The 24271-nt window shown below is 61.7% G+C and carries 23 protein-coding genes; 18 read left to right on the forward strand and 5 right to left on the reverse strand.

The features are described 5' to 3' along the window. Positions 1-54 precede the first annotated feature (54 nt). From cobO to AB4O45_RS21430, 14 genes are all read left to right on the forward strand, one after another. Complete coding sequence (gene cobO / locus AB4O45_RS21365) at positions 55-666, forward strand: cob(I)yrinic acid a,c-diamide adenosyltransferase (protein WP_095180758.1); 612 nt, start codon at positions 55-57, stop codon at positions 664-666. Continuing rightward, positions 663-2063, forward strand: a complete 1401-nt coding sequence (locus tag AB4O45_RS21370) for a cobyrinate a,c-diamide synthase (RefSeq protein WP_460160507.1) — start codon at positions 663-665, stop codon at positions 2061-2063. Before cobO ends, AB4O45_RS21370 begins: the two co-directional genes overlap by 4 nt. Continuing rightward, on the forward strand, positions 2060-2710 hold the full coding sequence (gene bluB, locus AB4O45_RS21375) for a 5,6-dimethylbenzimidazole synthase (RefSeq protein WP_460160508.1): 651 nt from the start codon (positions 2060-2062) through the stop codon (positions 2708-2710). The genes AB4O45_RS21370 and bluB overlap by 4 nt, the downstream gene beginning before the upstream one ends. Beyond that, on the forward strand, positions 2707-3615 hold the full coding sequence (cbiB, locus tag AB4O45_RS21380; RefSeq protein WP_041479543.1) for an adenosylcobinamide-phosphate synthase CbiB: 909 nt from the start codon (positions 2707-2709) through the stop codon (positions 3613-3615). Before bluB ends, cbiB begins: the two co-directional genes overlap by 4 nt. Next, on the forward strand, positions 3608-4600 hold the full coding sequence (gene cobD / locus AB4O45_RS21385; RefSeq protein WP_041479542.1) for a threonine-phosphate decarboxylase CobD: 993 nt from the start codon (positions 3608-3610) through the stop codon (positions 4598-4600). The genes cbiB and cobD overlap by 8 nt, the downstream gene beginning before the upstream one ends. After that, the gene (locus AB4O45_RS21390; protein WP_252879678.1) at positions 4597-6048 is read left to right on the forward strand and encodes a cobyric acid synthase; all 1452 of its coding nucleotides are present in this window, start codon (positions 4597-4599) and stop codon (positions 6046-6048) included. The genes cobD and AB4O45_RS21390 overlap by 4 nt, the downstream gene beginning before the upstream one ends. Before the next feature lie 119 nt (positions 6049-6167). Beyond that, positions 6168-6689, forward strand: coding sequence for a bifunctional adenosylcobinamide kinase/adenosylcobinamide-phosphate guanylyltransferase (gene cobU / locus AB4O45_RS21395; protein WP_039763697.1), 522 nt, complete (start codon positions 6168-6170; stop codon positions 6687-6689). Beyond that, positions 6686-7741 carry a nicotinate-nucleotide--dimethylbenzimidazole phosphoribosyltransferase gene (gene cobT / locus AB4O45_RS21400; RefSeq protein ID WP_460160509.1) on the forward strand — a complete coding sequence of 352 codons (1056 nt, stop codon included), beginning with the start codon at positions 6686-6688 and terminating at the stop codon, positions 7739-7741. Before cobU ends, cobT begins: the two co-directional genes overlap by 4 nt. After that, positions 7738-8313, forward strand: coding sequence for an alpha-ribazole phosphatase family protein (gene cobC, locus AB4O45_RS21405; RefSeq protein WP_150741323.1), 576 nt, complete (start codon positions 7738-7740; stop codon positions 8311-8313). Before cobT ends, cobC begins: the two co-directional genes overlap by 4 nt. A gap of 1 nt (position 8314) precedes the next feature. Beyond that, complete coding sequence (locus tag AB4O45_RS21410) at positions 8315-9037, forward strand: adenosylcobinamide-GDP ribazoletransferase (RefSeq protein ID WP_460160510.1); 723 nt, start codon at positions 8315-8317, stop codon at positions 9035-9037. Between the two features lie 175 nt (positions 9038-9212). Further along, complete coding sequence (locus AB4O45_RS21415; RefSeq protein WP_016773714.1) at positions 9213-9617, forward strand: MarR family winged helix-turn-helix transcriptional regulator; 405 nt, start codon at positions 9213-9215, stop codon at positions 9615-9617. Positions 9618-9669: 52 nt separating this feature from the next. Beyond that, positions 9670-10878 (forward strand): MFS transporter, encoded by a 1209-nt coding sequence (locus AB4O45_RS21420; RefSeq protein WP_056783951.1) that lies wholly within the window; start codon positions 9670-9672, stop codon positions 10876-10878. Further along, on the forward strand, positions 10875-10997 hold the full coding sequence (locus tag AB4O45_RS21425) for a hypothetical protein (RefSeq protein WP_256584315.1): 123 nt from the start codon (positions 10875-10877) through the stop codon (positions 10995-10997). Before AB4O45_RS21420 ends, AB4O45_RS21425 begins: the two co-directional genes overlap by 4 nt. Before the next feature lie 54 nt (positions 10998-11051). Further along, positions 11052-11612, forward strand: a complete 561-nt coding sequence (locus tag AB4O45_RS21430; protein ID WP_460160511.1) for a glutathione peroxidase — start codon at positions 11052-11054, stop codon at positions 11610-11612. A 204-nt stretch (positions 11613-11816) separates the two neighbouring features. Here AB4O45_RS21430 and AB4O45_RS21435 read toward each other — a convergent pair whose 3' ends face one another. The 3 genes from AB4O45_RS21435 to AB4O45_RS21445 all read right to left on the reverse strand — a co-directional run bounded on the left by AB4O45_RS21435 (position 11817) and on the right by AB4O45_RS21445 (position 14213). Further along, positions 11817-13088, reverse strand: coding sequence for an OmpP1/FadL family transporter (locus AB4O45_RS21435; RefSeq protein WP_056783953.1), 1272 nt, complete (start codon positions 13086-13088; stop codon positions 11817-11819). A gap of 146 nt (positions 13089-13234) precedes the next feature. Further along, positions 13235-13717 carry a hypothetical protein gene (locus tag AB4O45_RS21440; protein WP_041479533.1) on the reverse strand — a complete coding sequence of 161 codons (483 nt, stop codon included), beginning with the start codon at positions 13715-13717 and terminating at the stop codon, positions 13235-13237. A 271-nt stretch (positions 13718-13988) separates the two neighbouring features. Further along, positions 13989-14213 carry a hypothetical protein gene (locus tag AB4O45_RS21445; protein ID WP_016773719.1) on the reverse strand — a complete coding sequence of 75 codons (225 nt, stop codon included), beginning with the start codon at positions 14211-14213 and terminating at the stop codon, positions 13989-13991. Between the two features lie 909 nt (positions 14214-15122). Between AB4O45_RS21445 and AB4O45_RS21450 the strand changes: the two genes are divergently transcribed. Further along, positions 15123-15446: an SEL1-like repeat protein gene (locus AB4O45_RS21450; protein ID WP_024012181.1), complete on the forward strand. Its 324-nt coding sequence runs from the start codon at positions 15123-15125 to the stop codon at positions 15444-15446. Between the two features lie 175 nt (positions 15447-15621). After that, positions 15622-16986, forward strand: a complete 1365-nt coding sequence (locus AB4O45_RS21455; protein WP_163012219.1) for a DNA recombination protein RmuC — start codon at positions 15622-15624, stop codon at positions 16984-16986. Positions 16987-17409: 423 nt separating this feature from the next. On the opposite strand, the gene AB4O45_RS21460 is transcribed toward AB4O45_RS21455, so the two are convergent. Beyond that, positions 17410-20880, reverse strand: coding sequence for a hybrid sensor histidine kinase/response regulator (locus AB4O45_RS21460; RefSeq protein ID WP_460160512.1), 3471 nt, complete (start codon positions 20878-20880; stop codon positions 17410-17412). A 223-nt stretch (positions 20881-21103) separates the two neighbouring features. Then, positions 21104-21646: a TetR/AcrR family transcriptional regulator gene (locus AB4O45_RS21465; RefSeq protein WP_150636740.1), complete on the reverse strand. Its 543-nt coding sequence runs from the start codon at positions 21644-21646 to the stop codon at positions 21104-21106. A gap of 103 nt (positions 21647-21749) precedes the next feature. Here AB4O45_RS21465 and AB4O45_RS21470 point away from each other — a divergent pair, with 103 nt between their 5' ends. Then, positions 21750-22937 (forward strand): MFS transporter, encoded by a 1188-nt coding sequence (locus AB4O45_RS21470; protein WP_423522856.1) that lies wholly within the window; start codon positions 21750-21752, stop codon positions 22935-22937. Between the two features lie 115 nt (positions 22938-23052). After that, complete coding sequence (locus AB4O45_RS21475) at positions 23053-24204, forward strand: TDT family transporter (RefSeq protein ID WP_310215125.1); 1152 nt, start codon at positions 23053-23055, stop codon at positions 24202-24204. The last annotated feature ends 67 nt before the right edge of the window (positions 24205-24271 follow it).

Here is a 24271-nt window from a genome sequence, read left to right on the forward strand (position 1 = left end):
CGTCTATTCTTGTGCCTGCCCGCCGTTATCCAGCCTCAACGGAGAGCTCCCCCCATGACTGATTCCCCCGAGCGTGACGAACGCCATCTGGCGCGCATGCAGCGCAAGAAGGCCGTGATCGACGAACGCATCGCCAACTCGCCCGACGAATGTGGCCTGGTGCTGGTGCTGAGCGGCAATGGCAAAGGCAAGAGCAGCTCGGCGTTCGGCATGCTCGCCCGCGCGATGGGCCACGGCATGCAGTGCGGCGTTGTGCAGTTCATCAAGGGCCGCAACAGCACCGGCGAAGAATTGTTTTTCCGCCGCTTCCCCGAGCAGGTGCGTTTCCACGTCATGGGCGAAGGCTTCACCTGGGAAACCCAGGATCGTCAGCGCGACATCGCCGCTGCGACCGCCGCTTGGGAAGTCTCGCGTGAATTGTTGCGCGACCCTTCGATCGGTCTGGTGGTGCTCGATGAATTGAACATCGCCCTCAAGCACGGCTACCTCGATCTCGATCAGGTGCTCAGCGATTTGCAAGCGCGCCCGCCGATGCAGCACGTGGTGGTCACCGGTCGCGGCGCCAAGCCGGAAATGATCGAGATGGGCGACACGGTTACCGAGATGGGCATGCTCAAGCACGCCTTTCAGGCCGGGATCAAAGCGCAGAAAGGCGTCGAACTTTGAAGCAACCACGTCACTGCCCGGCGGTGTTGATCGCCGCGCCGGCCTCCGGTCAGGGCAAGACCACCGTCACCGCCGCACTCGCCCGTTTGCATCGCAATCAGGGGCGCAAGGTGCGCGTATTCAAATGCGGCCCGGACTTTCTCGATCCGATGATCCTCGAGCGCGCCAGCGGTGCGCCGGTGTATCAACTGGACATGTGGATGGTCGGCGAGCAGGAAAGTCGCCGGCTGTTGTGGGAAGCCGCCGCCGAGGCTGACCTGATTCTGATCGAGGGCGTGATGGGCCTGTTCGACGGCACGCCATCCAGCGCTGATCTGGCGCGCCACTTCGGTGTGCCGGTGCTCGGCGTGATCGACGGCACCGCCATGGCGCAGACCTTTGGCGCCTTGGCGCTGGGCCTGGCCAAGTATCAGCCGGACTTGCCGTTCGCTGGCGTGCTGGCCAACCGCGTCGGCACCTTGCGCCATGCGCAATTACTCGAAGGCAGCCTCACCGAAGGTCTGCGCTGGTACGGTGCGCTGTCCCGCGAAACCGGTATCGAATTGCCGAGCCGCCACCTCGGCCTGGTTCAGGCCAGCGAATTGAATGATCTGGATCTGCGCCTCGACGCGGCCGCCGATGCGCTGGCCAGCAGTTGCGAGGTCGCGCTGCCACCGGCCGTTGAATTCGCCGCGCCTGACGTCATCGCCGCCGAGCCTCTATTAAAAGGTGTGCGCATCGCCGTTGCCCGCGATGAAGCCTTTGCCTTCACCTATGGCGCCAGTCTCGATCTGCTGCGGGCGATGGGCGCCGAATTGCGCTTCTTCTCGCCGATCCGCGACACGCAATTGCCCGAGGCGGACAGCCTGTATCTGCCGGGCGGCTATCCAGAGTTGCATCACGTCGCGCTGGCGCAAAACGCCTCGATGCTGGCGGCGATCCGCGCGCACCATACGGCGGGCAAGCCCTTGCTCGCCGAGTGTGGCGGCATGCTTTACCTGCTTGATTCGCTGACCGACGTGGAAGGCACCCGTGCTGAGCTGGTCGGTTTGCTCAAGGGCGAGGCGGTGATGCAGAAGCGTCTGGCGGCGCTGGCGTTGCAGGCGGTTGAATTGCCGGAAGGGGAGTTGCGTGGGCATACCTATCATCATTCCCTGACCACCACAGAGCTGACGCCGATTGCCCGTGGGCTGAGCCCCAATGGCGGGCGCGGCGCTGAGGCGGTTTATCGCGAGGGGCGGATGACGGCGTCGTACGTGCACTTTTATTTCCCATCGAATCCGACTGCGATTGCGGCATTGTTTGCGCCAGACAGTGAGGCCGGCTTCGCGAGCAAGCTCGCTCCCACAGTGAATGGTGAGCTTCCTGAAGAAATGCGATCTCCTGTGGGAGCTGGCTTGCCAGCGATGGGGCCATGACCGAGAACACCTTCTCCGAAGCCGAGCGCGCAGCGGTCTACAAGGCAATCGCCGAGCGCCGCGACATGCGCCACTTCACCGGCGGCAGCGTCGAGCCGCAGTTGCTGAGTCGTCTGCTTGAAGCCGCTCATCAAGCGCCGAGCGTCGGCCTGATGCAGCCCTGGCGCTTCATTCGTATCAGCGATCGTGCTCTGCGCGGGCAGATCCGCGATCTGGTGGAAGAAGAACGCATCCGCACCGCCGAAGCCCTTGGCGAGCGCAGCGATGAGTTCATGCAGCTCAAGGTCGAAGGCATCAACGACTGCGCCGAAGTGCTGGTCGCAGCGCTGATGGACGATCGCGAAAAACACATCTTCGGTCGGCGCACGTTGCCGGAAATGGACATGGCCTCGCTGTCCTGCGCGATCCAGAATCTGTGGCTGGCCTCCCGCGCCGAAGGCCTGGGCATGGGCTGGGTTTCGTTGTTCGAACCGCAAGCCTTGGCGGATTTGCTCAAATTGCCGGCCGGTGCGAAACCGCTGGCGGTGTTGTGTCTCGGCCCGGTCAGGGAGTTCTATCCGGCGCCGATGTTGGTGCTCGAAGGCTGGGCGCAGGCGCGGCCGCTCAACGAGTTGCTGTACGAAAATTATTGGGGAGTGAATCAATGAGTGTGGCGTTGCTGAGTGTCGCCGCAGTAGCGCTGGATGCGCTGCTTGGTGAACCGAAACGCTGGCATCCGCTGGTGGCGTTCGGCAATTTTGCCGGGCGCATCGAGCAACGCTTCAACGCCGGCGGCCGTGGCTGGCGCAGCCATGGTGTGACCGCGTGGGTGCTCGCGGTGCTGCCGCTGACTCTGCTCGCCACCGCATTTTCCTGGGCGCCCTATGTGGGCTGGATTGTCGAGATTCTCGCGCTGTATTGCGCCCTCGGCATGCGCAGCCTCGGCGAACATGTCGCGCCGGTCGCGGCTGCGTTGCGCGCCGATGATCTGGACGAGGCGCGCAAGCGTGTCGGTTATCTGGTCAGCCGCCAGACCGATGAACTCGACAGCACTGCCGTGGCCCGTGCCGCCACTGAATCGGTGCTGGAGAACGGCAGCGATGCGGTGTTCGCCGCGCTGTTCTGGTTTGTCGTCGCCGGCGCCCCGGGCGTGGTTCTGTATCGCTTGAGCAATACCCTCGATGCGATGTGGGGTTATCGCAACGAACGCTTCGAACGTTTCGGCTGGGCGGCGGCGAAAATCGACGACGTGTTGAACTACATTCCTGCGCGTCTGGTGGCATTGACCTACGCGCTGCTCGGCAAAACCCGACTCGCGCTCAAATGCTGGCGCACCCAGGCGCCGCAGTGGGACAGCCCCAACGCCGGCCCGGTGATGGCGGCCGGTGCCGGTGCGCTGGGCGTCGAGTTGGGTGGCCCGGCGATCTATCACGGCGAACTGCATGAGCGCCCGCAACTGGGCGAAGGTGCGCCGGCGGATGCCGATTCCATTGACCGTGGCTGGCAATTGGTCCAGCGCGGCGTATGGTTATGGCTGCTGATGCTTTGCCTGGGGGCGGAATTTTATGCTTGAGCACGGTGGCCGGTTGCGCAAGGCTGCACTCGATTACGGGATTGCCGAAGCCGACTGGCTCGACCTGTCCAGCGGCCTCGCGCCATGGCCGTTCCCGATCCCGGAAATCCCGCTGCGCGCCTGGGCGCGTTTGCCGGAAACCGACGACGGTCTGGAACAGGCCGCCTGCGATTACTACGGCGCCGCGCAGGTGTTGCCGGTGGCCGGCTCGCAAATGGCCATCCAGTTGCTGCCGCGTCTGCGCCGGGCCGGCAAGGTCGGCGTGTTGTCGCCGTGCTATGCCGAGCATGCCGAAGCCTGGCGGCGCAGCGGTTACATCGTCCGTGAAGTGCTCGAGCAGGAAGTCGAGTTCTTTCTCGACAGCCTCGATGTATTGGTGGTGGTCAATCCGAACAATCCGACCGGCCTCAGCCTGACCCCGGCACGCCTGCTCGACTGGCATGCGCGGCTGGCGCAACGCGGTGGCTGGCTGGTGGTCGACGAGGCGTTTATGGACAACACGCCGCAGCTGAGCCTGGCGCCCTATGCGCATCAGGTCGGGCTGGTGGTGTTGCGTTCGTTCGGCAAGTTTTTCGGTCTGGCCGGGGTGCGCCTCGGTTTCGTTCTGGCCGAGCGCAAGTTGCTCAAACTGCTCGCCGAACAGGTCGGGCCGTGGGCGGTGAGCGGGCCGACGCGTGTACTCGGTACGGCGTGCCTGCAAGACACCGAGGGTCACACCCGTCAGCGGATTCGCAGCGATGAAGCGAGCGAACGGCTGGTGGCGCTGCTGACCCGTTGCGGTTTTGCACCGCAGGGTGGCTGCGCGCTGTTTCAGTGGCTGATCACCGAGCACGCCGAAGCGCTGCACGAATTCCTCGCCCGGCGCGGCATCCTCCTGCGCCTGTTCAGCCACAACAGCAGTGTGCGTTTCGGCCTGCCAGCGGATGCCGCGCAAGCGCTGCGTCTCGAACAGGCTTTGCAAGCATTCGCCAAGGACCACCCATGACCACTCTGATGGTGCAAGGCACCACGTCCGATGCCGGCAAAAGCACGTTGGTGACGGCGTTGTGCCGCTGGGCCACTCGCCAGGGCGTGGCGGTGGTGCCGTTCAAACCGCAGAACATGGCGCTCAACAGCGCAGTCACCGCTGACGGCGGCGAGATCGGCCGCGCGCAGGCAGTGCAGGCGCAAGCGGCCGGTCTTGAACCGCACACAGACATGAACCCGGTGCTGCTCAAACCCAACAGCGACACCGGCGCGCAAGTGATCATTCATGGCCGCGCGGTGACGACGATGAACGCCGTCGCCTATCACGATTACAAGGCCATCGCGATGCAAGCGGTGCTCGCCTCGCACGAGCGACTCAGCGCTGCGTACTCGTTGGTAATGGTCGAAGGCGCCGGTTCGCCGGCGGAGATCAATCTGCGCGCCGGCGACATTGCCAACATGGGCTTTGCCGAGGCGGTGGATTGCCCGGTTTTGCTGATCGCCGACATCAATCGCGGCGGCGTGTTTGCGCATTTGGTCGGCACGCTGGAATTGCTCTCGCCGAGCGAACAGGCGAGGGTCAAAGGCTTCATCATCAACCGCTTTCGCGGCGATATCGCCTTGTTGCAACCGGGCCTCGACTGGCTGGAGCAGCGCACCGGCAAACCGGTGGTCGGCGTGTTGCCCTACGTGATGGACCTGCACCTTGAGGCCGAGGACGGCATCGACCAACGCCAGACCGACAAGGCCGAGCAGGTATTGAAAGTGGTGGTGCCGGTGCTGCCGCGCATCAGCAATCACACCGACTTCGACCCGCTGCGTCTGCATCCGCAGGTGGATCTGCAATTTGTCGGCCCGGGCCAGGCAATTCCCGCCGCCGATCTGATCATTCTGCCGGGCTCGAAAAGCGTGCGCAGTGATCTGGCTTATCTACGCGCCAACGGCTGGGACGCGGCGATCAATCGGCATCTGCGCTACGGCGGCAAAGTGCTGGGGATTTGCGGCGGTCTGCAGATGCTCGGTGAGCAGGTGCACGATCCGCTTGGGCTGGAAGGCGCTGCCGGCTCCAGCGCCGGTCTGGGGCTGCTGGCGTTCGAAACCCAACTCGAAGCCGAGAAGCAATTGCGCAACGTGCGCGGGCGGCTGGCGTTGGAAAGCGCCGCAGTCAGCGGTTACGAAATACATGCTGGCGTAACCAGCGGGCCGGCGCTGGAGAATCCGGCGGTGCATTTGGACGACGGTCGTTGCGATGGTGCGCAAAGTGCTGATGGTCAGGTGTTCGGCACCTATCTGCATGGCTTGTTCGAATCCCCCGAGGCGAGCGCGGCGTTGCTGCGCTGGGCCGGGCTGAGTGATGTACAAGAGGTCGATTACCACGGCTTGCGCGAACGCGATATCGAACGGCTGGCAGATCTGGTGGAGAAGCATCTGGATACCGGGCTGTTGCGTCAGCTCTGCGGGATTTGAGTTGTCTGGACTGGCCTCTTCGCGAGCAGGCTCGCTCCCACAGGGAACTGCGATCAACCGTGGGAGCGAGCCTGCTCGCGAAGGGGCGGCTGCCTTACCACACATTTTTGGATGAACCCATGCTCCAACTGATCCTCGGCGGCGCCCGTTCCGGCAAGAGTCGTCTGGCGGAAAAACTCGCCAGCGACAGCCATCTGGCGGTCACCTACATCGCCACCAGCCAACCGCTGGACGGCGAAATGAATCAACGCGTCGCCCATCACCGCGCACGCCGCCCGGCTGAATGGGCGTTGATCGAAGAGCCGCTGGAACTGGCCCGCGTGCTGCGCGAATCCGCCGGCGCCGAGCGCTGCCTGCTGGTCGATTGCCTGACCCTGTGGCTGACCAATCTGCTCATGCTCGACGACGCCGAACGTCTCGCCGCCGAGCGTGAAGCCTTGCTCGATTGCCTGGCGTCGTTGCCGGGCGAAATCATTTTTGTCAGCAACGAAACCGGAATGGGTGTCGTGCCGCTGGGCGAATTGACTCGCCGCTATGTCGATGAAGCCGGTTGGCTGCATCAAGCTCTGGCCGAGCGTTGTCAGCGAGTTGTCCTGACCGTCGCCGGCCTGCCCCTGACTTTGAAAGGACCTGCGTTATGAGCCCGACCTGGTGGCTGAACCCGTGCAAAACCGTGAACTCGGACATCATCGCGCAAGCGACCGAGCGCCAGCAGCAACTGACCAAACCGGCCGGTTCGTTGGGGCGCCTTGAATCGGTGGCCGTGCAACTGGCCGGTCTGCAAGGTCAGCTCAAGCCAACGCTCGATCAAGTCTGGATCGCGATTTTCGCTGGCGACCATGGCGTGGTAGCCGAAGGTGTATCGGCTTATCCGCAGGAAGTCACCGGGCAGATGCTGCTCAACTTTGTCAGCGGCGGCGCGGCGATCAGCGTGCTGGCACGTCAGCTCGGCGCGCAACTGGAAGTGGTCGATCTGGGCACAGTGAATCCGACGCTGAATCTGCCCGGCGTGCGCCATCTGAACATTGGCGCGGGAACGGCGAACTTCGCTCAGAGCGCAGCGATGACTCAGGCGCAGGGCGAATTGGCCTTGCAGGCCGGTCGCGACAGTGTCGTGCGCCCGAAAGCCGCCGGCACCCAGTTGTTCATCGGCGGCGAGATGGGCATCGGCAATACCACGGCGGCCAGTGCGCTGGCCTGTGCCTTGCTCGATTGCCCGGTAGCGCACCTGACCGGCCCCGGTACCGGGCTGAATGCCGCTGGCGTCAGCCACAAGGCGCAAGTCATCGAACGCGCGCTGGCGCTGCATGCCGCACAGCGTGGCGATGCCTTGCAGACGTTGTTCAATCTTGGCGGTTTCGAGATTGCCGCGTTGGTCGGCGCCTATCTGGCCTGCGCGCAGGAAGGCATCGCGGTGCTGGTTGACGGCTTTATCTGCACGGTCGCCGCGCTGGTCGCGGTGCGCTTGAATCCGGCCTGTCGCGAGTGGCTGTTGTTCGGCCATCGCGGTGCCGAGCCGGGCCATCGTCATGTGCTGGAAACCTTGAGCGCCGAACCGTTGCTGGAACTCGACCTGCGCCTTGGCGAGGGCAGTGGCGCGGCGTTGGCGGTGCCGTTGTTGCGCCTGGCCTGTGACCTACACGGACAAATGGCGACGTTCGCCGAAGCGGCTGTCGCGGATCGCCCGGCATGAGTCTGCGTCTGGATCTGCTGCGCCACGGCGAAACGGAACTCGGCGGCGGCTTGCGCGGCAGCCTCGACGATGCGCTGACCGCAAACGGCTGGACGCAGATGCGTGCAGCGGTGGTCGACGGCGGGCCGTGGGATCGAATTGTCAGTTCGCCATTGCAGCGTTGCGCGCGCTTCGCCGCCGAACTCGGTGAGCAATTGAACCTGTCCGTGCATCTGGACAAGGATCTGCAAGAGCTGCATTTCGGCGCGTGGGAAGGGCAAAGCGCGGCGGCGTTGATGGAAACGGATGCCGAAGCGCTGGGGCTGTTCTGGGCTGATCCGTATGGCTTCACGCCACCGCAGGGGGAGCCGGTCAGCGCGTTTTCCGCGCGGGTGTTGGCGGCGGTCGCGCGGTTGCAGGCGGCTTACGCCGGCGAACGAATTCTGCTGGTCAGCCACGGCGGCGTGATGCGCTTGTTGCTCGCGCAGGCACGTGGTCTGCCGCGCGAGCAACTGCTCAATGTCGAAGTCGGCCACGGCGCGCTGTTTGCGCTGACGGTCGAGGCTGACGGCGCGCTCAAGGAAGGTCACTGAGATGTTACCGCTGTGGATCGCCTTGCAGTTTCTCAGCAGCCTGCCGATTCGCCTGCCGGGCATGCCTGAGCCGCAACAGCTTGGCCGTTCGCTGCTGTTTTATCCGCTGGTGGGATTGCTGTTCGGGCTGATCCTCTATGCGTTGAATCTGTTGTTGGCCAGCGCGCCGATGTTGCTGCATGCGGCGCTGTTGTTGACCGTGTGGGTATTGCTCAGCGGCGCGCTGCATCTCGATGGCCTGGCCGACAGCGCTGATGCCTGGCTCGGCGGTTTTGGTGATCGCGAGCGCACGCTGACGATCATGAAAGATCCGCGCAGCGGGCCGATTGCGGTGGTCACGCTGGTGCTGGTCCTGTTGCTCAAATTTGCCGCGCTGCTGGCGCTGATCGAGCAAGGGCATACCCTGGCGCTGATCATCGTTCCGGTACTCGGGCGAGCGGCGCTGTTGGGGTTGTTTCTGACTACGCCATATGTGCGTGCGGGTGGCTTGGGTCAGGCACTGGCCGATCATCTGCCGCGCAGAGCGGGGTGGTGGGTGCTGGGGTTGAGTGCCTTGGGCTGCGTGTTTATCGCCGGTTTCGGCGCGGTGCTGATTTCGCTGGTCGGGTTTGTCTGGCTTCGGCGTTTGATGATGCGGCGGTTGGGCGGGGCTACCGGGGACACGGCGGGGGCGTTGCTGGAATTGCTGGAGATGGGGGTGTTGGTCGGCCTCGCTCTGGTCTGAAGGATTGGCGTTGATGATGCCGGCCCCTTCGCGAGCAGGCTCGCTCCCGCCTTCGAAATGCAATCCCCTGTGGGAGCGAGCCTGCTGGCGAAGGCGGCCTCACCGGCAGCAATGATGTTCAGAGTAAACTCATCTGTAACTTGATTTAACACACTCGCGGGTATATACACGCATCATGCTTCCTTCTCAGTGTTTGTGCACCAACCTGCGTCGCGCCGCGCGTGGCGTCAGCAGGCATTACGACGGCGCTCTCGACGGCTTCGGGATCAACGTTGCCCAGTATTCTCTGCTGTGCAATCTGCAGCGGCTGGAGCAACCGAGCATTTCCGAACTGGCCGAGGCCATGGGCCTGGATCGCAGCACTTTGGGGCGCAACTTGCGTGTGCTGGAGGGCGAAGGTCTGGTGGCGCTGGCCGAAGGCGAGGACATGCGCAACCGCATCGTGCGCCTCACTGAAACCGGCGTGCAGCGCCTGGCAGCGGCATTGCCGGCGTGGGAGGCGGCGCAACAGCGGCTGATCGACCGGCTCGGTGCCGAGAAGCGCGAAACCTTGCTCAAATTGCTCGACGAACTGGCCTGACGCCGGTTTCTTCGCGCTCAAGCGGGTATATACCCGCGACTGGAGAATAACAATGACATCGATGTGGCGTACGTGCGGTTGGGTGTTGCTGGGGAGTGCGCTGATCCTGGCGTTGTCATTGGGCGTGCGTCACGGGTTCGGCTTGTTCCTGTCGCCAATGAGCGCGCAGTTCGGCTGGGGTCGCGAAGTGTTTGCCTTCGCCATAGCCCTGCAAAACCTGATCTGGGGCCTGGCGCAGCCGTTCACCGGCGCGCTGGCCGACCGCTTCGGTGCGGCGAAAGTGGTGCTGGTCGGTGGGATCCTCTACGCGGCGGGCCTGGTGTGCATGGGCCTGTCTGATTCGGCAGTGACTCTGTCACTCAGTGCCGGTCTGCTGATCGGTATCGGTCTTTCGGGCACTTCGTTTTCGGTCATTCTTGGTGTTGTGGGTCGCGCTGTGCCGCCAGAGAAACGCAGCATGGGCATGGGTATCGCCAGCGCCGCCGGTTCGTTCGGCCAGTTTGCGATGTTGCCGGGCACTCTCGGGTTGATCGGCTGGCTCGGCTGGTCGGCCGCGCTGTTGGTGCTGGGCCTGCTGGTGGCGATGATTGTGCCGCTGGTGAGCATGCTCAAGGATAAACCCCTGCCGGTGCTTGGCCATGAACAGACTCTTTCCGAAGCGCTGCGTGAGGCCTGCTCGCACTCCGGATTCTGGCTGCTGGCGTTCGGCTTTTTTGTCTGCGGTTTTCAGGTGGTGTTCATCGGTGTGCACTTGCCAGCGTATCTGGTGGATCAGCATCTGCCCGCCAGTGTCGGCACCACGGTGCTGGCATTGATCGGGCTGTTCAATATCTTCGGCACTTACACCGCTGGTTGGCTTGGCGGACGCATGTCCAAACCGCGTCTGTTGACTGCGCTGTATCTGTTGCGCGCGGTGGTGATCGTGCTGTTCCTGTGGTTGCCGGTGACCACCACCACAGCGTATCTGTTCGGCATGGCCATGGGCTTCCTGTGGCTGTCGACGGTGCCGTTGACCAACGGTACGGTGGCGACCTTGTTCGGCGTGCGCAATTTGTCCATGCTCGGTGGCATCGTCTTTCTGTTCCATCAGCTCGGTTCGTTCCTTGGTGGCTGGCTGGGCGGGGTGGTGTACGACCGAACCGGGAGTTATGACTTGATCTGGCAAGTGGCGGTTCTCTTGAGCCTGCTCGCGGCGGCGCTGAACTGGCCGGTGCGCGAGCGTCCGGTGGCCCGCCTGCAAGCTGCGGCGAGCGCAGCATGAGCCGGATCTGCGCGCGATTCGCGCTGACCGCACTGGCTGCAGCGCTGTTGGCGCTGGTGTGGTGGGGCTGGCAACGCGGCGGTCTGGCGCTGATGCAGTTGGGCATGAGCATTTGCTAGATGGCAGCGTGGCGAGTAACGTCGAAGCCTGATGACTGCCCAAGGAAGTTCGACATGTTGATGCGCTGGTGTGCTGTTCCCGCGTTGCTGATGGCGTTGACTGGTCTGGCCCAGGCCGCCGACTGTCCTGAGCTGCTGCAAGGCTCGCTGCCCAAGCTGCGCGCCAAGGAATCCATCGATCTGTGCAAGCAGTACGCCGACAAGCCGCTGGTGGTGGTCAATACCGCCAGCTCCTGCGGTTTCGCGCCGCAGTTCGAAGGCCTCGAGGCGCTGAACAAGCGCTATAAGGATCAGGGGCTGGAAATGCTCGGTGTGCCGTCGAATGACTTCAAGCAGGAGTCCAAGGACAGCGCGGAAACCGCCAAGGTCTGCTACGCCAATTATGGCGTGACCTTCAACATGACCGAGCCGCAGAAGGTCCGCGGCGATGACGCCACGCATCTGTTTCAGGTGCTGGCTGCGCAGAGCAATGCGCCGAAGTGGAACTTCTACAAGTATGTGGTCGACCGGCAGGGCAAGGTCGTGGCGAGTTTTTCCAGCTTGACCAAACCGGATGACCCCGAGTTTATCGCCGCGATCGAAAAGGCCATTGCCTCCAAACCGCTGAAGCCCTGAAGCCTTGTGATGGTCCTGTAGGAGCTGACGAGTGCAACGAGGCTGCGATCTTTTGATCCTGGAATTTCAAGAACAAAAGATCGCAGCCTCGTTGCACTCGTCAGCTCCTACCGGTTTGTTCGATGCCCAGGCATGAAAAAGCCCCGCCTCTGTAAAGAGAGCGGGGCTTTTTCTTGGGCGAGGGGTTAGCCTCGCCACGGTGCATCAGAAGCGGTATGTCGCGCCGACACCGAAGCCGTTTGCCGAGTTTTCATACTTGGCATCGTAAGTCTGGCCACGCGCGTTTTCGTTGCGGATGTTGACCGACTCTTCTTTCAGGTACGAGTACGCGACGTCGATGGTCAGGTCGTCGGTCGGGCTCCAGCCGGCACCGATACTGAAGATGGTGCGGTCGCCAGTCGGGATACGCGGCGAGCGGTCTTCGTTATTGGTTGGCGACTGGTCGAAGGTCAGACCGGTACGCAGGACCCATTCCTTGTTCAACTGGTACGAGGTACCCACGGCATAGGCCCAGGAGTCATGCCAGTTCTGGTCTTCGTTGATCGAACCGAACTGACCGGCCAGCAGAGGCTGCACGCCGGAGTTCTTCACGGTGATCTTGTCCAGTTGGCTCCAGCGGGTCCAGGTGGTGCCGGCGTAGACGTTCCAGCGATCGTTGATCGCCTGGGTGACCGACAGGTCCACGGATTCCGGCGTGGTGATCTTCAACGAAGCGTCGTACTTCTGGTTGGCGCCAACGCCCACCAGCGCCAGAGCGTTGTAGTTGACCTTGGTGTCGCCTTCGAGCTTGTAGTCGACCTTGGAGTGATAGGTCAGGCCGACACGGGTGGTGTCGGTGGCCTGGACCAGCAAGCCGACGTTGTAGCCCAGCGCGGTGTCGTCACCCTTGATCTTGACCTTGCCGTCCGGCAGTGCCTGGGTGATCGACAGGTTGGATTCCAGCGAGCCGTCGATGCGGTTGATGGTCGGGCCGAAACCGATCGACACCTTGTCGTTGAAGGCGTAGCTGACGGTTGGCTGGAAAGTGATGACTTGCACTTCGGACTTGCTGCCGAAGTAACGACCGGCGAAGCCGTTTTCGTAATCCGTGATCAGGCCGAACGGTACGTACACACCGAGGCCGAATGCCCAGTGATCATCGATCGGTTTTACATAGAAGCCCATCGGTACGGCAGTGAGGGGTACCATGTCGCCCTTGTTGCTGCCGCCATTAGGGCTGGAGCTGGTATCGCTGATATCGGTATGCGCGTCGACCAGGGCGACGCCGCCGGTGACTTGTTCGCGCTTGATGCGCGCCATGCCGGCCGGGTTGCCATAAACAGTGCTTGCGTCGTCGGCAGAAGAAGATCGCCCGGCAAAACCAGTCCCCATCCCACTGATGCTTTGTTCGTTGAGGGCAAAACCTGCCGCGAAGATTTGTGTGGAGGCAAGGGTAACGGCGAGGCTAAGGGTGGTTTTGAGCATGACTTTTTTCATTATTAGAACTCCTGGTGATCACCGGGGCGAAAATTACCAACATTTTCGTCCCAGCGCTATAGCTTGTAAGCCTTGAGTTAGAGCGGTTTTGTAGGACAATCCGACCAAAATGGCGACTTGTTGCGAGAACTTGTGAAACCGCCCGGTCAGCAAGCGACCTGATTCAGCGGTGAAACACAGGTTTGCCAAGCGCAGGTAAAGTCGCGCAAACGGCCTTGCGGTTGAAAGGTCTGGCGCCAGATACGCGCCATGCCGAGCAGATCGGTCGGAGCGGGGAGGGTGGGGTTCTGTTCTTCCACCAGCAGCCAGGCGATGGCCGTGGCGTAACGCAGGTTGACGGTCAGTTCCAGATGCGGGCCGCTGAGGAATGCATGCTGACTGGCGAGGCCGCGCACCAGGCTGGCGCGCTCCGGGTCGAGCGCCAGATAATCGTCCCAGAGCGCCTGATGGCGATGCTCGGCAATCCGGTAGAGGCCGTGGCCGCGGCGGTCGTGCAGGGCAGAGCCGAGGGCGGATTGGCTGGCAGCGATACCCAGCAGCAGGGATTCGGCGGTTGCGCAGTGGCGTCCCAGATAGATCAATGTGGGACGGATCACATAGCGGCACAGTTCGCTGGCAGCGATACCCATAACACCCTCGGTTCTTGTTGTTGAGGGCGAGTCCTGAAGGGGCTTTGGCAGCAGTGGATCGAATCAGGCTCGCCGCAAGCGGGTCAAGCCGCTTGAGTTGAAGTGTAGTGTCATATTCAGCGTGTAAAGGACTGTTTTTAAAATATTTCCGCCATCGCATACCGGGCGTTAGATCGGAACATGCTTAGAAGCGTTGCGCTAAAAGTGAAATATCAGGCAATAAAAAGCCCCGCTTTTCAGCAGGGCTTTGCTTTTGCAGCCTGTCCGGCTTTCAGGCAACCAGTGCCTGACGGGTACGCTCGATCACGGCCTGCAGCGGTTCGGCGCTGGAGTATTGATCGGGGTACAGACGCTCGCTGTGACGAGCGATACCGTGTTCATTGACTACGGTGAAGCTGAAGCAGCCTTTGCGAGCGGCCATGATCAGGCAGTTCATTGGAGCAAAAGCGTTGGTTAGGGTGCGAATGGCATCCTGAGTCTGGATTTGAGTAGACATAGTTATTAGGTGTTCCTACAAATGACACGGATAAGAACCGTGCAACGTTAAAACGTTCCAGTAACGTTGATCACCATTGATCGAACGAAGAACCCGACTGGAACAAAGCAGCCAGTTTGAAGCGCTGATAAGTGAGCGCGCTTGGGCTGGCAGGTAGGTACTTAGGAGGACAGGCATCACAGCGAGGGCAAAGGTTCTGGGCCCGGGGTGAAGATCCTGATCAATTTGCAGGTTGGTTCGGTCAGAGTAAGTGTTCTTGGCAACGCCCTTTGTTTTCGTTCAAAGGCAGCGTCGTCGCAAGAGTTACCTGGAAACCATCGAGGGGTCGTTCCCGCTTTTTTCGGCAGTGTCTTCCTGTTGGAAGTTGACCGTGGGGAGATGTTCGACCGGAATTGACTTTCAGCTTGGTACTAACGCCGCGGATAGTAACGGATCCGTTCGGGCGAAGCAAACCCCATGTCAAAAAAAGCTTCACAGGGTATGGTCGTGTCGCACCGTCCGTCGGCGTGCACGCTTTTCGCAGAGCCTTTCGGTCGTTCGCAGCTGCGCAAAATGACCCCAAAAAGCGCACGCATATAACCGGCGCACAGGTACTTGTGCACATTAGTTGCGCAGAGCGTAACGCAACTGTCACATCGATCCTGACTCCAGTCGCTGCCTGTATCAAAAGTTTAAGTCAATGAAAAATATCGTCTTTTTTTGTTGGTGAAAAAATCGTCAGTTTGACTGCGAGCCCCATTCCATAAGGCTTTGCGGGGATCGTAGAGCGGTTGTCCACTGACTTATCCACAGCTTCTGTGGATTGTCCCTAGCGCTTGCTCTAGGACGGGCGTGCCGGGTTTTTTTCGACTTACCTGTAAGAAAAAGAGAGTAAAGTGGCGCGCCTTCCGATCTGTCCCGCAGTGCTTTATGAAGTTTCGCTCAGTATCAGACTCTGTTACCTCCAATCCGACCTCTGTTACCGCTCCCAAGCGTTTTTCCGTGCGTGTGGCCGAATGGCTGCTCGATGCGCCGCGCCTGAGCGACAGTCCCAGCGCCAAGCACCTGGCCGGCCGTCTGCTCAAGCAACCGGCCCGAGAAGGCGTGGTCGCCGCACAAAGCCGCCTCGGCCAATTGATTTGCCGGGAGTGCGGCAATGCCCGTGACCGGCGTATCGGTCAGGAGTTGCTGCGTCAGGCCGCCCGTGCCGGTGACCGTCGCGCGCAGCAGGAACTCGGTCTGATCGAAGACTGAGCTGTCCAAGCCCAGGCACCTTGGTTAACCTTCAGGCTTTATCCGATTGGCAGGAGTCGCTATGGCTATGGACTTGACCAGCGTATTGCTCGGTCTTGCGGCGGCAGGGTTGCCGCTGCTGGCGCTGGCCTGGCAACTGCAACGCCGGGCCAGCAATGCCCAGGCCGATCTGGCCTTGCTCGAAGAGCGCCTGGCGATGGCGCAACTGGCCCAGGACGGCCTCACCGCGCAGCTTGAAGCGAGCCGCGATGAAATCGCCGATCTTGGCCAGGCCAACGCCGCCAAACAGGCAGACCTCGCCGCGCTGCGCCGCGAAGTCGAATTGCTGCAGATCGAGCGCGATGACGCCCGCGATGCCTCCCACGCCTGGAACCTCGAACGCGCCAACAAGGACGCTGAGTTGCGCCGCCTCGACGCCCACGCTGCCTCGCTGAGTGCCGAACTGCGAGAGCAACAGGAAAGCCATCAACAACGTCTCAACGACCTGCAAGGCTCGCGTGATGAGCTGCGTGCGCAGTTCGCCGAGCTGGCCGGCAAGATCTTCGATGAGCGTGAGCAGCGCTTTGCCGAAACCAGCCAGCAGCGGCTCGGGCAGTTGCTCGATCCGTTGAAAGAGCGCATTCAGTCCTTTGAAAAACGCGTGGAAGAAAGCTATCAGGCCGAAGCCCGCGAGCGCTTCTCGCTGGCCAAGGAGCTGGAGCGTTTGCAGGCATTGAATCTGCGTCTGAGCGACGAAGCGACCAATCTGACTCGCGCGCTCAAGGGCCAGAAAACCCAGGGCAATTGGGGCGAACTGATCCTCGAGCGCGTTCTTGAGCACGCGGGTCTGGAGAAGGGCCGCGAGTATCAGACTCAGGTCAATCTCAAAGGCCCGGACGGTGAGCGTTTCCAGCCCGATGTAATCATTTATCTGCCCGGCGACAAGCAAGTCGTGGTCGACTCGAAAGTCAGCCTCACGGCCTATCAACAATATGTTGCGGCCGATGACGACACCCTCGGACAGATCGCGATCAAGCAGCATGTATTGTCGCTGCGCAATCATGTCAAAGGTCTGGCCGGCAAGGATTACAAGCGCTTGGAAGGCCTGCACAGCCTCGATTTCGTTTTGTTGTTCGTACCGATCGAAGCGGCATTTTCCGCTGCGTTGCAGGCTGAGCCTTCGCTGTTTCAGGATGCTTTCGACCGCAATATCGTGATCGTCAGTCCGACTACGCTGTTGGCCACGCTGCGGGTGATCGACAGTCTGTGGAAGCAGGAACGGCAGAGCCAGAATGCCCGGGAAATCGCTGAGCGGGCGGGTTGGCTGTACGACAAGTTCGTGTTGTTTATTCAGGATCTGGACGAAGTGGGCAATCGTCTGCAGCAACTGGACAAGGCTTACAGCTCAGCGCGCAACAAGCTGACAGAGGGGCGCGGTAATCTGGTCAGCCGTAGTGAGCAGTTGAAGTTGCTTGGGGCGCGGGCGAGCAAGAGCTTGCCGGCGGATTTGCTGGAGCGGGCGATGACGGATGTTGATGGGTTGGTTGAGTTGCCTGAGTAAGAGGTCTTTTTTTTGGGCTGATTTTTGGGGCATATCCGTTGCTGCGGTGATGGCGGCTGGCGGTTTCGCCCTTACGGCGAGTCACCTTTTTCAAACGCCAAAAAGGTAACCCAAAAGGCTTGCTCCTACGTTCGGCCCTCGCAGGCTCGGGTCCCTTCGCTGCGGGATCGATCCGGGAGCAGCGGCTCCGGTTTGCTTCGCTGCACCTACACTCGCTGTGTACGACTGCGTCGTACGGTCGCTGCGCTCCCACCCCCGGATCAATCCCTCCGCTCAGCCTTCCGACGTCGCCGGTGGATCAAGATCAAAAGCACTCGAGCTTGCGCTCATTGTTGAGTGGGGCGGCTGCGCCGCGGGCAGCTTCGCTGCTTTGCTTTTCTGTGGGAGCGAGCCTGCTCGCGAAGGCGTCTGCAAGGTCACCTTCTACAACGGCAAATACCGACTCAACAGTGCCCGCAACGCTGCCGGCTTCACCGGTTTGGCCAGGTAATCCAGGCCCGCAGCATGCACTTGCGCTACGGTCTCCGGGCGTCCATCCGCGCTGATTACCACGCCGGGTACCGGCTCGCCCAGGCGTGTGCGCAACCACGCCATCAGCTCTGTGCCGGTATCGCCGTGGTCGAGGTGATAGTCGACCAGCGCCAGTTGCGGCCGCACGCCTTCATTCAATATCGCTGCGCATTCTTCGCGATTGCGCGCCGTCCACACTTGGCAGCCCCAGCGGCTCAACAGGCTGTTCATGCCGATCAGGATGCTGTCTTCGTTATCGATGCACAGCACCTGCGCGCCGCTGAGCATTTTGCTGTTCGGTTCGACCGAGGCGCTCGCCGCAGGTGTTTGCGTGCGCGCCAGCGGTACCGTCACGCTGAATACACTGCCGCGCCCCGGCCAGGAGCGAACGCGCAGGGTGTGCCCGAGCACGCGGCACAAGCCGTCGGCGATCGCCAGACCCAGGCCCAGACCTTTTTCGGCGCGGGTCTGGTGGCTGTCGAGGCGTTTGAATTCTTCGAAAATCACTTGTTGTTTGTCTTCCGGAATCCCCGGGCCGCGATCCCAGACTTCCAGACATAACTCGCCACCGCGCCGACGCACGCCCAGCAGCACCGGGCCTTTGGCGTAGCGGAACGCGTTGGTGAGGAAGTTCTGCAGAATCCGCCGCAGCAGTTTGATGTCGCTGTCGATGCGCAATTGACTGCCGCGCACCCGGAACGTGAGCTTTTGCTCTTGGGCCAGCGCCTTGAACTCCGCGCCTAGGGTGTCGAACAGTTCATTGACGACGAACGCTTTGCGGTCCGGGTTGATCTTGCCGTTTTCCAGGCGCGAGATGTCCAGTAGATCGCTGATCAGGTCTTCCGCCGAGCGCAGCGAGCTGTCGAGGTGTTGCACCAGCTGCTGCGCCTCTGCGCTCAAGCCTTCGTTCTGGTGGGAGAGGGCGGCGGAGAACAGCCGTGCGGCGTTCAGCGGTTGCATCAAGTCATGGCTGACAGCGGCGAGGAAGCGGGTTTTCGACTGGTTGGCCGCCTCGGCATTGCCCTTGGCTTCGGTGAGCGCGACGTTGAGTTGCGACAGTTCCTGGGTGCGCTCGCTGACCCGTTGTTCCAGCCCTTCGTTGGCCTCGGTCAGCGCCTGTTCGGCTTCGCGGAACGCGGTAATGTCGGTGAAGCTCATGACAAATCCGCCGCCGGGCATCGGGTTGCCGATCAGCTCGATCACCCGGCCATTGGGAAACAGCCGTTCGGAAGTGTGCGCGCGGCCCTGACGCATCCAGTGCAAGCGTCGCGCGACGTGCACTTCCGCTTCGCCGGGGCCGCACAAACCGCGTTCGGCGTTGTAGCGAATGATGTCGGCAATCGGCCGGCCGACGCTGATCAGGCCGTCGGGGTAGTTGAACAGCTCCAGATAACGCCGGTTCCACGCCACCAGTTTCAGCGACTGGTCTACCACGCTGATGCCCTGGGTGATGTTCTCGATCGCGCCTTGCAGCAGCGCTCGGTTGAACTGCAGCACTTCCGAGGCTTCGTCAGCGATTCGGACTACGTCCTCCAGCTGCATTTCCCGACCTTCGATGGCGGCTTTTACTACAGCGCGCGTCGAAGAAGCGCCGAGGACACCGGCGAGCAAACGTTCGGTATGGGCGATCCATTCACTGTCGGCGTTCTGGTTGGGGTTGAAACCCTTGCCCTGACGGTAGGCGAAGCGAATGAAGCTCTGCCGCGCGCGTTCTTCGCCGACGAAACGCGCCGCCAGTTGCAGCAGATCGTCGATCTGCACCGCCAGCATTGAACGAGCATTAGGCCGCGCGCTGATTTCCTGACCGATGAAACGCCCGGCCTGCCAGTGCTCGGAAACCCGCGTGCGCGACAGCACCGAGACCCAGGCGAACAGGGTGAAGTTACCCGCCAGCGACAGCACCACGCCTTGAGTCAGCGGCGTAATCGGCAGGTTCAGCGGATTGCTGTGCAGCCACGCCAAGCCGGGGAAACTCGCCAGCGACCAGCCGAGACTGTGCGCGGCAATCGGCAGCACCAGCGTGTAAAACCACAGAAACGTCCCGGTGGCGAGGCCGGCGAACACGCCCCGGCGGTTGGCCTGTTTCCAGTACAGCGCGCCAAGCATCGCCGGCGCCAGTTGCGTTACCGCCGCGAAAGCGATCTGGCCGATGGTCGCCAGGCTCGCGGTCGAGCCGAGCAAGCGATAACTGACGTAGGCCAGCAGCAGAATCACCACGATGCTGACGCGGCGCACCGAGAGCATCCACTGGCGGAACACTTCGAACGGGCGCTCGGCGTTATTGCGGCGCAACAGCCACGGCAACAGCATGTCGTTGGAGACCATGGTCGACAGGGCGACGCTGGCGACAATCACCATGCCGGTCGCTGCCGATGCACCACCGATAAACGCCAGCATCGCCAGCGCCGGATGGGCCTGGGCCAGCGGCAGGCTGATCACGAACGAGTCGGGCAGCACGTGGCTGGGCAGCATCATCTGACCGGCAAGGGCGATCGGGACTACAAACAATGCGGCCAAAGCCAGATAGGCGGGGAACACCCATTTCGCCAGTCGCAGATCCTGTGGGTCGATGTTCTCCACCACGGTGACGTGAAATTGCCGGGGCAGGCAGATGATCGCCATCATCGCCACGCCGGTCTGCACCACCATCGATGGCCAGTTGATGGTTTCCTTCCAGTACGCCTCAAGGCGCGGGGCGAGCATCGCCTGATTGAACAGGTCGTCGAAACCGTCATACAGGCCGTACGTGACGAAGGCGCCGACGGCGAGAAAGGCGAACAGCTTGACCAGCGATTCGAAGGCAATCGCCAGCACCATGCCACGGTGGTGTTCGGTGGCGTCGAGGTTGCGCGTACCGAAAACGATGGTGAACAACGCCAGCACCAGCGACACGATCAGCGCCGTGTCCTGAGCGCGGGTGCCCATGGCATCGGCGCCGGCGCCGATCAGCAGGTTCACGCCAAGGACAATGCCTTTGAGTTGCAGGGCAATATAGGGCAACACGCCGACCAGACAGATCAGCGCCACAACCACCGCCAGCGATTGCGACTTACCGTAGCGCGCGGCGATGAAGTCGGCGATGGAGGTGATGTTCTCCTGTTTGCTGATCATCACCATTTTCTGCAGGACCCACGGCGCGCCGACCAGCAGCAGGATCGGCCCGAGGTAGATCGGCAGGAATGACCACAGTTGTTCCGCCGCCTGACCGACCGCGCCGAAGAACGTCCAACTGGTGCAGTAAACCGCCAGCGACAGGCTGTACACCCAAGCGCGCACCCGTGGCGGCAACGGCGTGCTGCGACGGTCGCCGTAGAAGGCGATGGCGAACATGATGGCCATGTAGGCCAGGGCAACGACGGCGATCAGCCCGGTGGACAACGACATGCAGCACTCCCGACAAAAGACTCCCCGGCACTCCTGCCCGGGCGGACAGTCTCGCACGCGCGCGGCGGTTAGTCAGTGTCGACCAAGGTCGTGGCGTGGCGGGGTGTCGCAGGCGGGGTACCGGGTGGTTTTTGTGGTGCCCGGGCGTGCCTCTTCGCGAGCAGGCTCGCTCCCACTTTCTGGAATGCATTCCCTTGTGGGAGCGAGCCTGCTCGCGAAGGCGTCAGTCCTGCCGCAATGCAATATCGATCAACCGATGCAACTCATCCACCTCCAGCGCCGTGGCCGAAAACAGAATCCGGAACACCACCGGCGCCACCACCAGATTGATCAAGCGATCGACACTCGGTGTCTTTTCATCCGGATAGCGATCGACAATGGTCTGCAACTGCGCACCAATGATCGCCACGCAATAGCCGGGCGTAGCGCTGGCCTGCACGTCGCGCATCATGTTGCGCCCGACCTCCGAGCTCATCTCGTCGAGATATTGCTCGGCCCAGGCGCGGATATCGCCGCGCAGGCTGCCAGTGTTCGCCGGCTCGCTGTCCGGGCGCATGCGGGCGAGGGCGACGTCCGCCAGCAACGCCGCCAGATCACCCCAGCGGCGGTAGATCGTCGACGGCGTAACCCCCGCGCGGGCGGCAATCTGCGGGACGGTCACGGTGGAACGTTCCTGCTCTTGCAGCAGCGCATTGACCGCCGAATGAATCGACTCCTGCACCCGGGCACTGCGGCCACCGGGGCGTAAACCTTCTTTAATAGCCATGCGGCAGACCTTAACACAAAGAATTTGCTTTAAGCGCTGGGCGGTAGCACACTGCGCAAAAGCAAAAAATTAGCTTTTGCGGAGTATGCCCATGACCAGCCCCTTGAATAGTGTCGCTTCCCACCGGTCCAGCTTGTGGTTTCTGGCGATCACCTTACTCAGTTTTCTCGCCGCTTCCACCGCGCCGACGCCGTTGTATCACTTGTATCAGGATCAACTGCATTTCTCGGCAGCGATGTTGACGCTGATCTTCGCCGTTTACGCTTTCAGTCTGTTGGCGGCGTTGCTGACGGTTGGTTCGCTTTCCGACCATCTCGGACGCAAACCGGTGATCTTCAGTGCAGTGCTGCTCAATGCGCTGGCGATGCTGCTGTTCATTTATGCCGACAGCGTGTCGTGGTTGATCAGCGCACGGGTGCTGCAAGGTTTCGCCACCGGCATGGCCACTGCCGTATTGAGTGCAACGCTGCTCGACACCGACCGTCAGCAGGGGCCGCTGATCAACAGTGTCGCGCCGTTACTCGGGATGGCTTTGGGCGGTTTGGGCTGTGGCTTGCTGGCAGAATTCGCACCAGCGCCGTTGCAGCTGACCTATTGGTTACTGTTGGCACTGTTTGTGTTGCAAGGCGTGTATGTCTGGCGCCTGCCGGAAAGTGTCTCGCGGCAAGGTGGGGCGCTGGCGTCGTTGCGGCCGACCCTGCACGTGCCGGTGCAAGCGCGTTCAACGTTGTGGCGAGTGCTGCCGCTGAACACCGCAACCTGGGCGCTCGGAGGTTTTTATGCCTCGCTGGCACCGTCGTTGGTGCGCACGGCCACTGGCTCTTCCTCCAATCTGATCGGCGGCGCTACGGTCGCGGCGCTCACCGTGACCGGTGCGTTGATGATTTTCATGATGCGCAATCGTCCGGCCGCTCAGGCGTTGCGGCTGGGTGCGAGCTTGCTGCCAATCGGGCTGGTCCTGATCCTGCTCGGTGTGCATGGCGCCAGTCTGTCGTTGTTTTTCTTCGGCACCCTGGTCGCCGGTTGCGGCTTCGGTTCCGGTTTCCTCGGTGCGGTGCGCAGTCTGGTGTCGCTGGCTTTGCCGCATGAACGAGCCGGGTTGATGTCGGCTTATTACGTGCTCAGTTATCTGGCGTTCTGTCTGCCGGCGCTGCTGGCCGGGCATCTCGCTCGCAGTTTCGGGTTGCTGGCGACCACTGATGGTTACGGCGTTGTATTGATCGTGCTGGCCGTGGCTGCGCTGCTGCTCAGTCTGCGTCCGCAGACAGGCAGAGTTTGCAGCGCTCCTTGAGCGCGTGTAGGCACTTATCTGCAAAACAGATAACAGTTAGAGATATTACCCGTTATATCGATATTCGATTCGGATCTACCATGGACTCCACCTCACCAGAGGACAGGAGTTCATGATGATTTGCCCTAATAGTGTCACGCCCGGCTACAAACCTTTCAGCCAGCTTCAGCATCCGCGCGAAGTGATCCGCCAGTTCACGCCGAACTGGTTCGCCGCGACCATGGGCACCGGTGTGCTGGCATTGGCGCTGGCCCAGTTGCCGCTGGCCATTCCCGGATTGCGCGCCGTGGCCGAGGGGCTGTGGCTGTTCAACATTCTGTTGTTCAGCCTGTTTACCGCTGCCTATGCCGCGCGCTGGATTTTGTTCTTTGACGAGGCGCGGCGGATTTTCGGTCATTCCACCGTATCGATGTTTTTCGGCACCATTCCCATGGGCCTGGCGACGATCATCAACGGCTTTCTGTTGTTCGGCCTGCCGCGCTGGGGCGACGGTGTCATTCAGCTCGTTGAAGTGTTGTGGTGGATCGATGTAGCGATGTCGCTGGCCTGCGGTGTGCTGATTCCGTACATGATGTTTACCCGCCAGGAACACAGCATCGATCAGATGACTGCGGTCTGGTTGCTGCCGGTGGTGGCGGCGGAAGTAGCAGCGGCCAGCGGCGGCTTGCTCGCCCCGCATCTGACTGACGCCCATGGGCAACTCGTCGTACTGACCACCAGCTATGTGCTCTGGGCTTTCTCCCTGCCGGTGGCGTTCAGCATTCTGACCATCCTGTTGTTGCGTATGGCCTTGCACAAACTGCCCCACGAAAACATGGCCGCGTCGAGCTGGCTCGCCCTCGGTCCGATCGGCACCGGTGCGCTGGGCATGTTGCTGTTGGGCGGTGAGGCGCCAGCGATTTTTGCCGCCAATGGCCTGGCTGGCGTCGGTGAAATCGCCTCAGGATTAGGGCTGGTGGCAGGGATCACGCTGTGGGGCTTCGGTCTGTGGTGGATGTTGATGGCGCTGCTGATCACCGTGCGTTATCTGCGTGACGGCATTCCGTTCAACCTCGGCTGGTGGGGCTTCACCTTCCCATTGGGCGTGTATTCGCTGGCGACGCTGAAACTGGCAAGTATCCTCAACCTGACATTTTTCAGTGTGTTCGGTACGGCGCTGGTGATTTTGTTGGCGGCAATGTGGCTGATCGTCGGCAAGCGCACCGTGCAGGGCGCGTGGCGTGGCGAGCTGTTTGTCTCGCCGTGTATTGCAGGTTTGAAGAAATAATCCGAAAAGTTTAGGTAAGGTGTGGCCTGGATCGTGGTGCGGGATTCCAATAACAAGCACCCAGGCC

This window comes from Pseudomonas sp. S2_B10 (assembly GCF_054668425.1).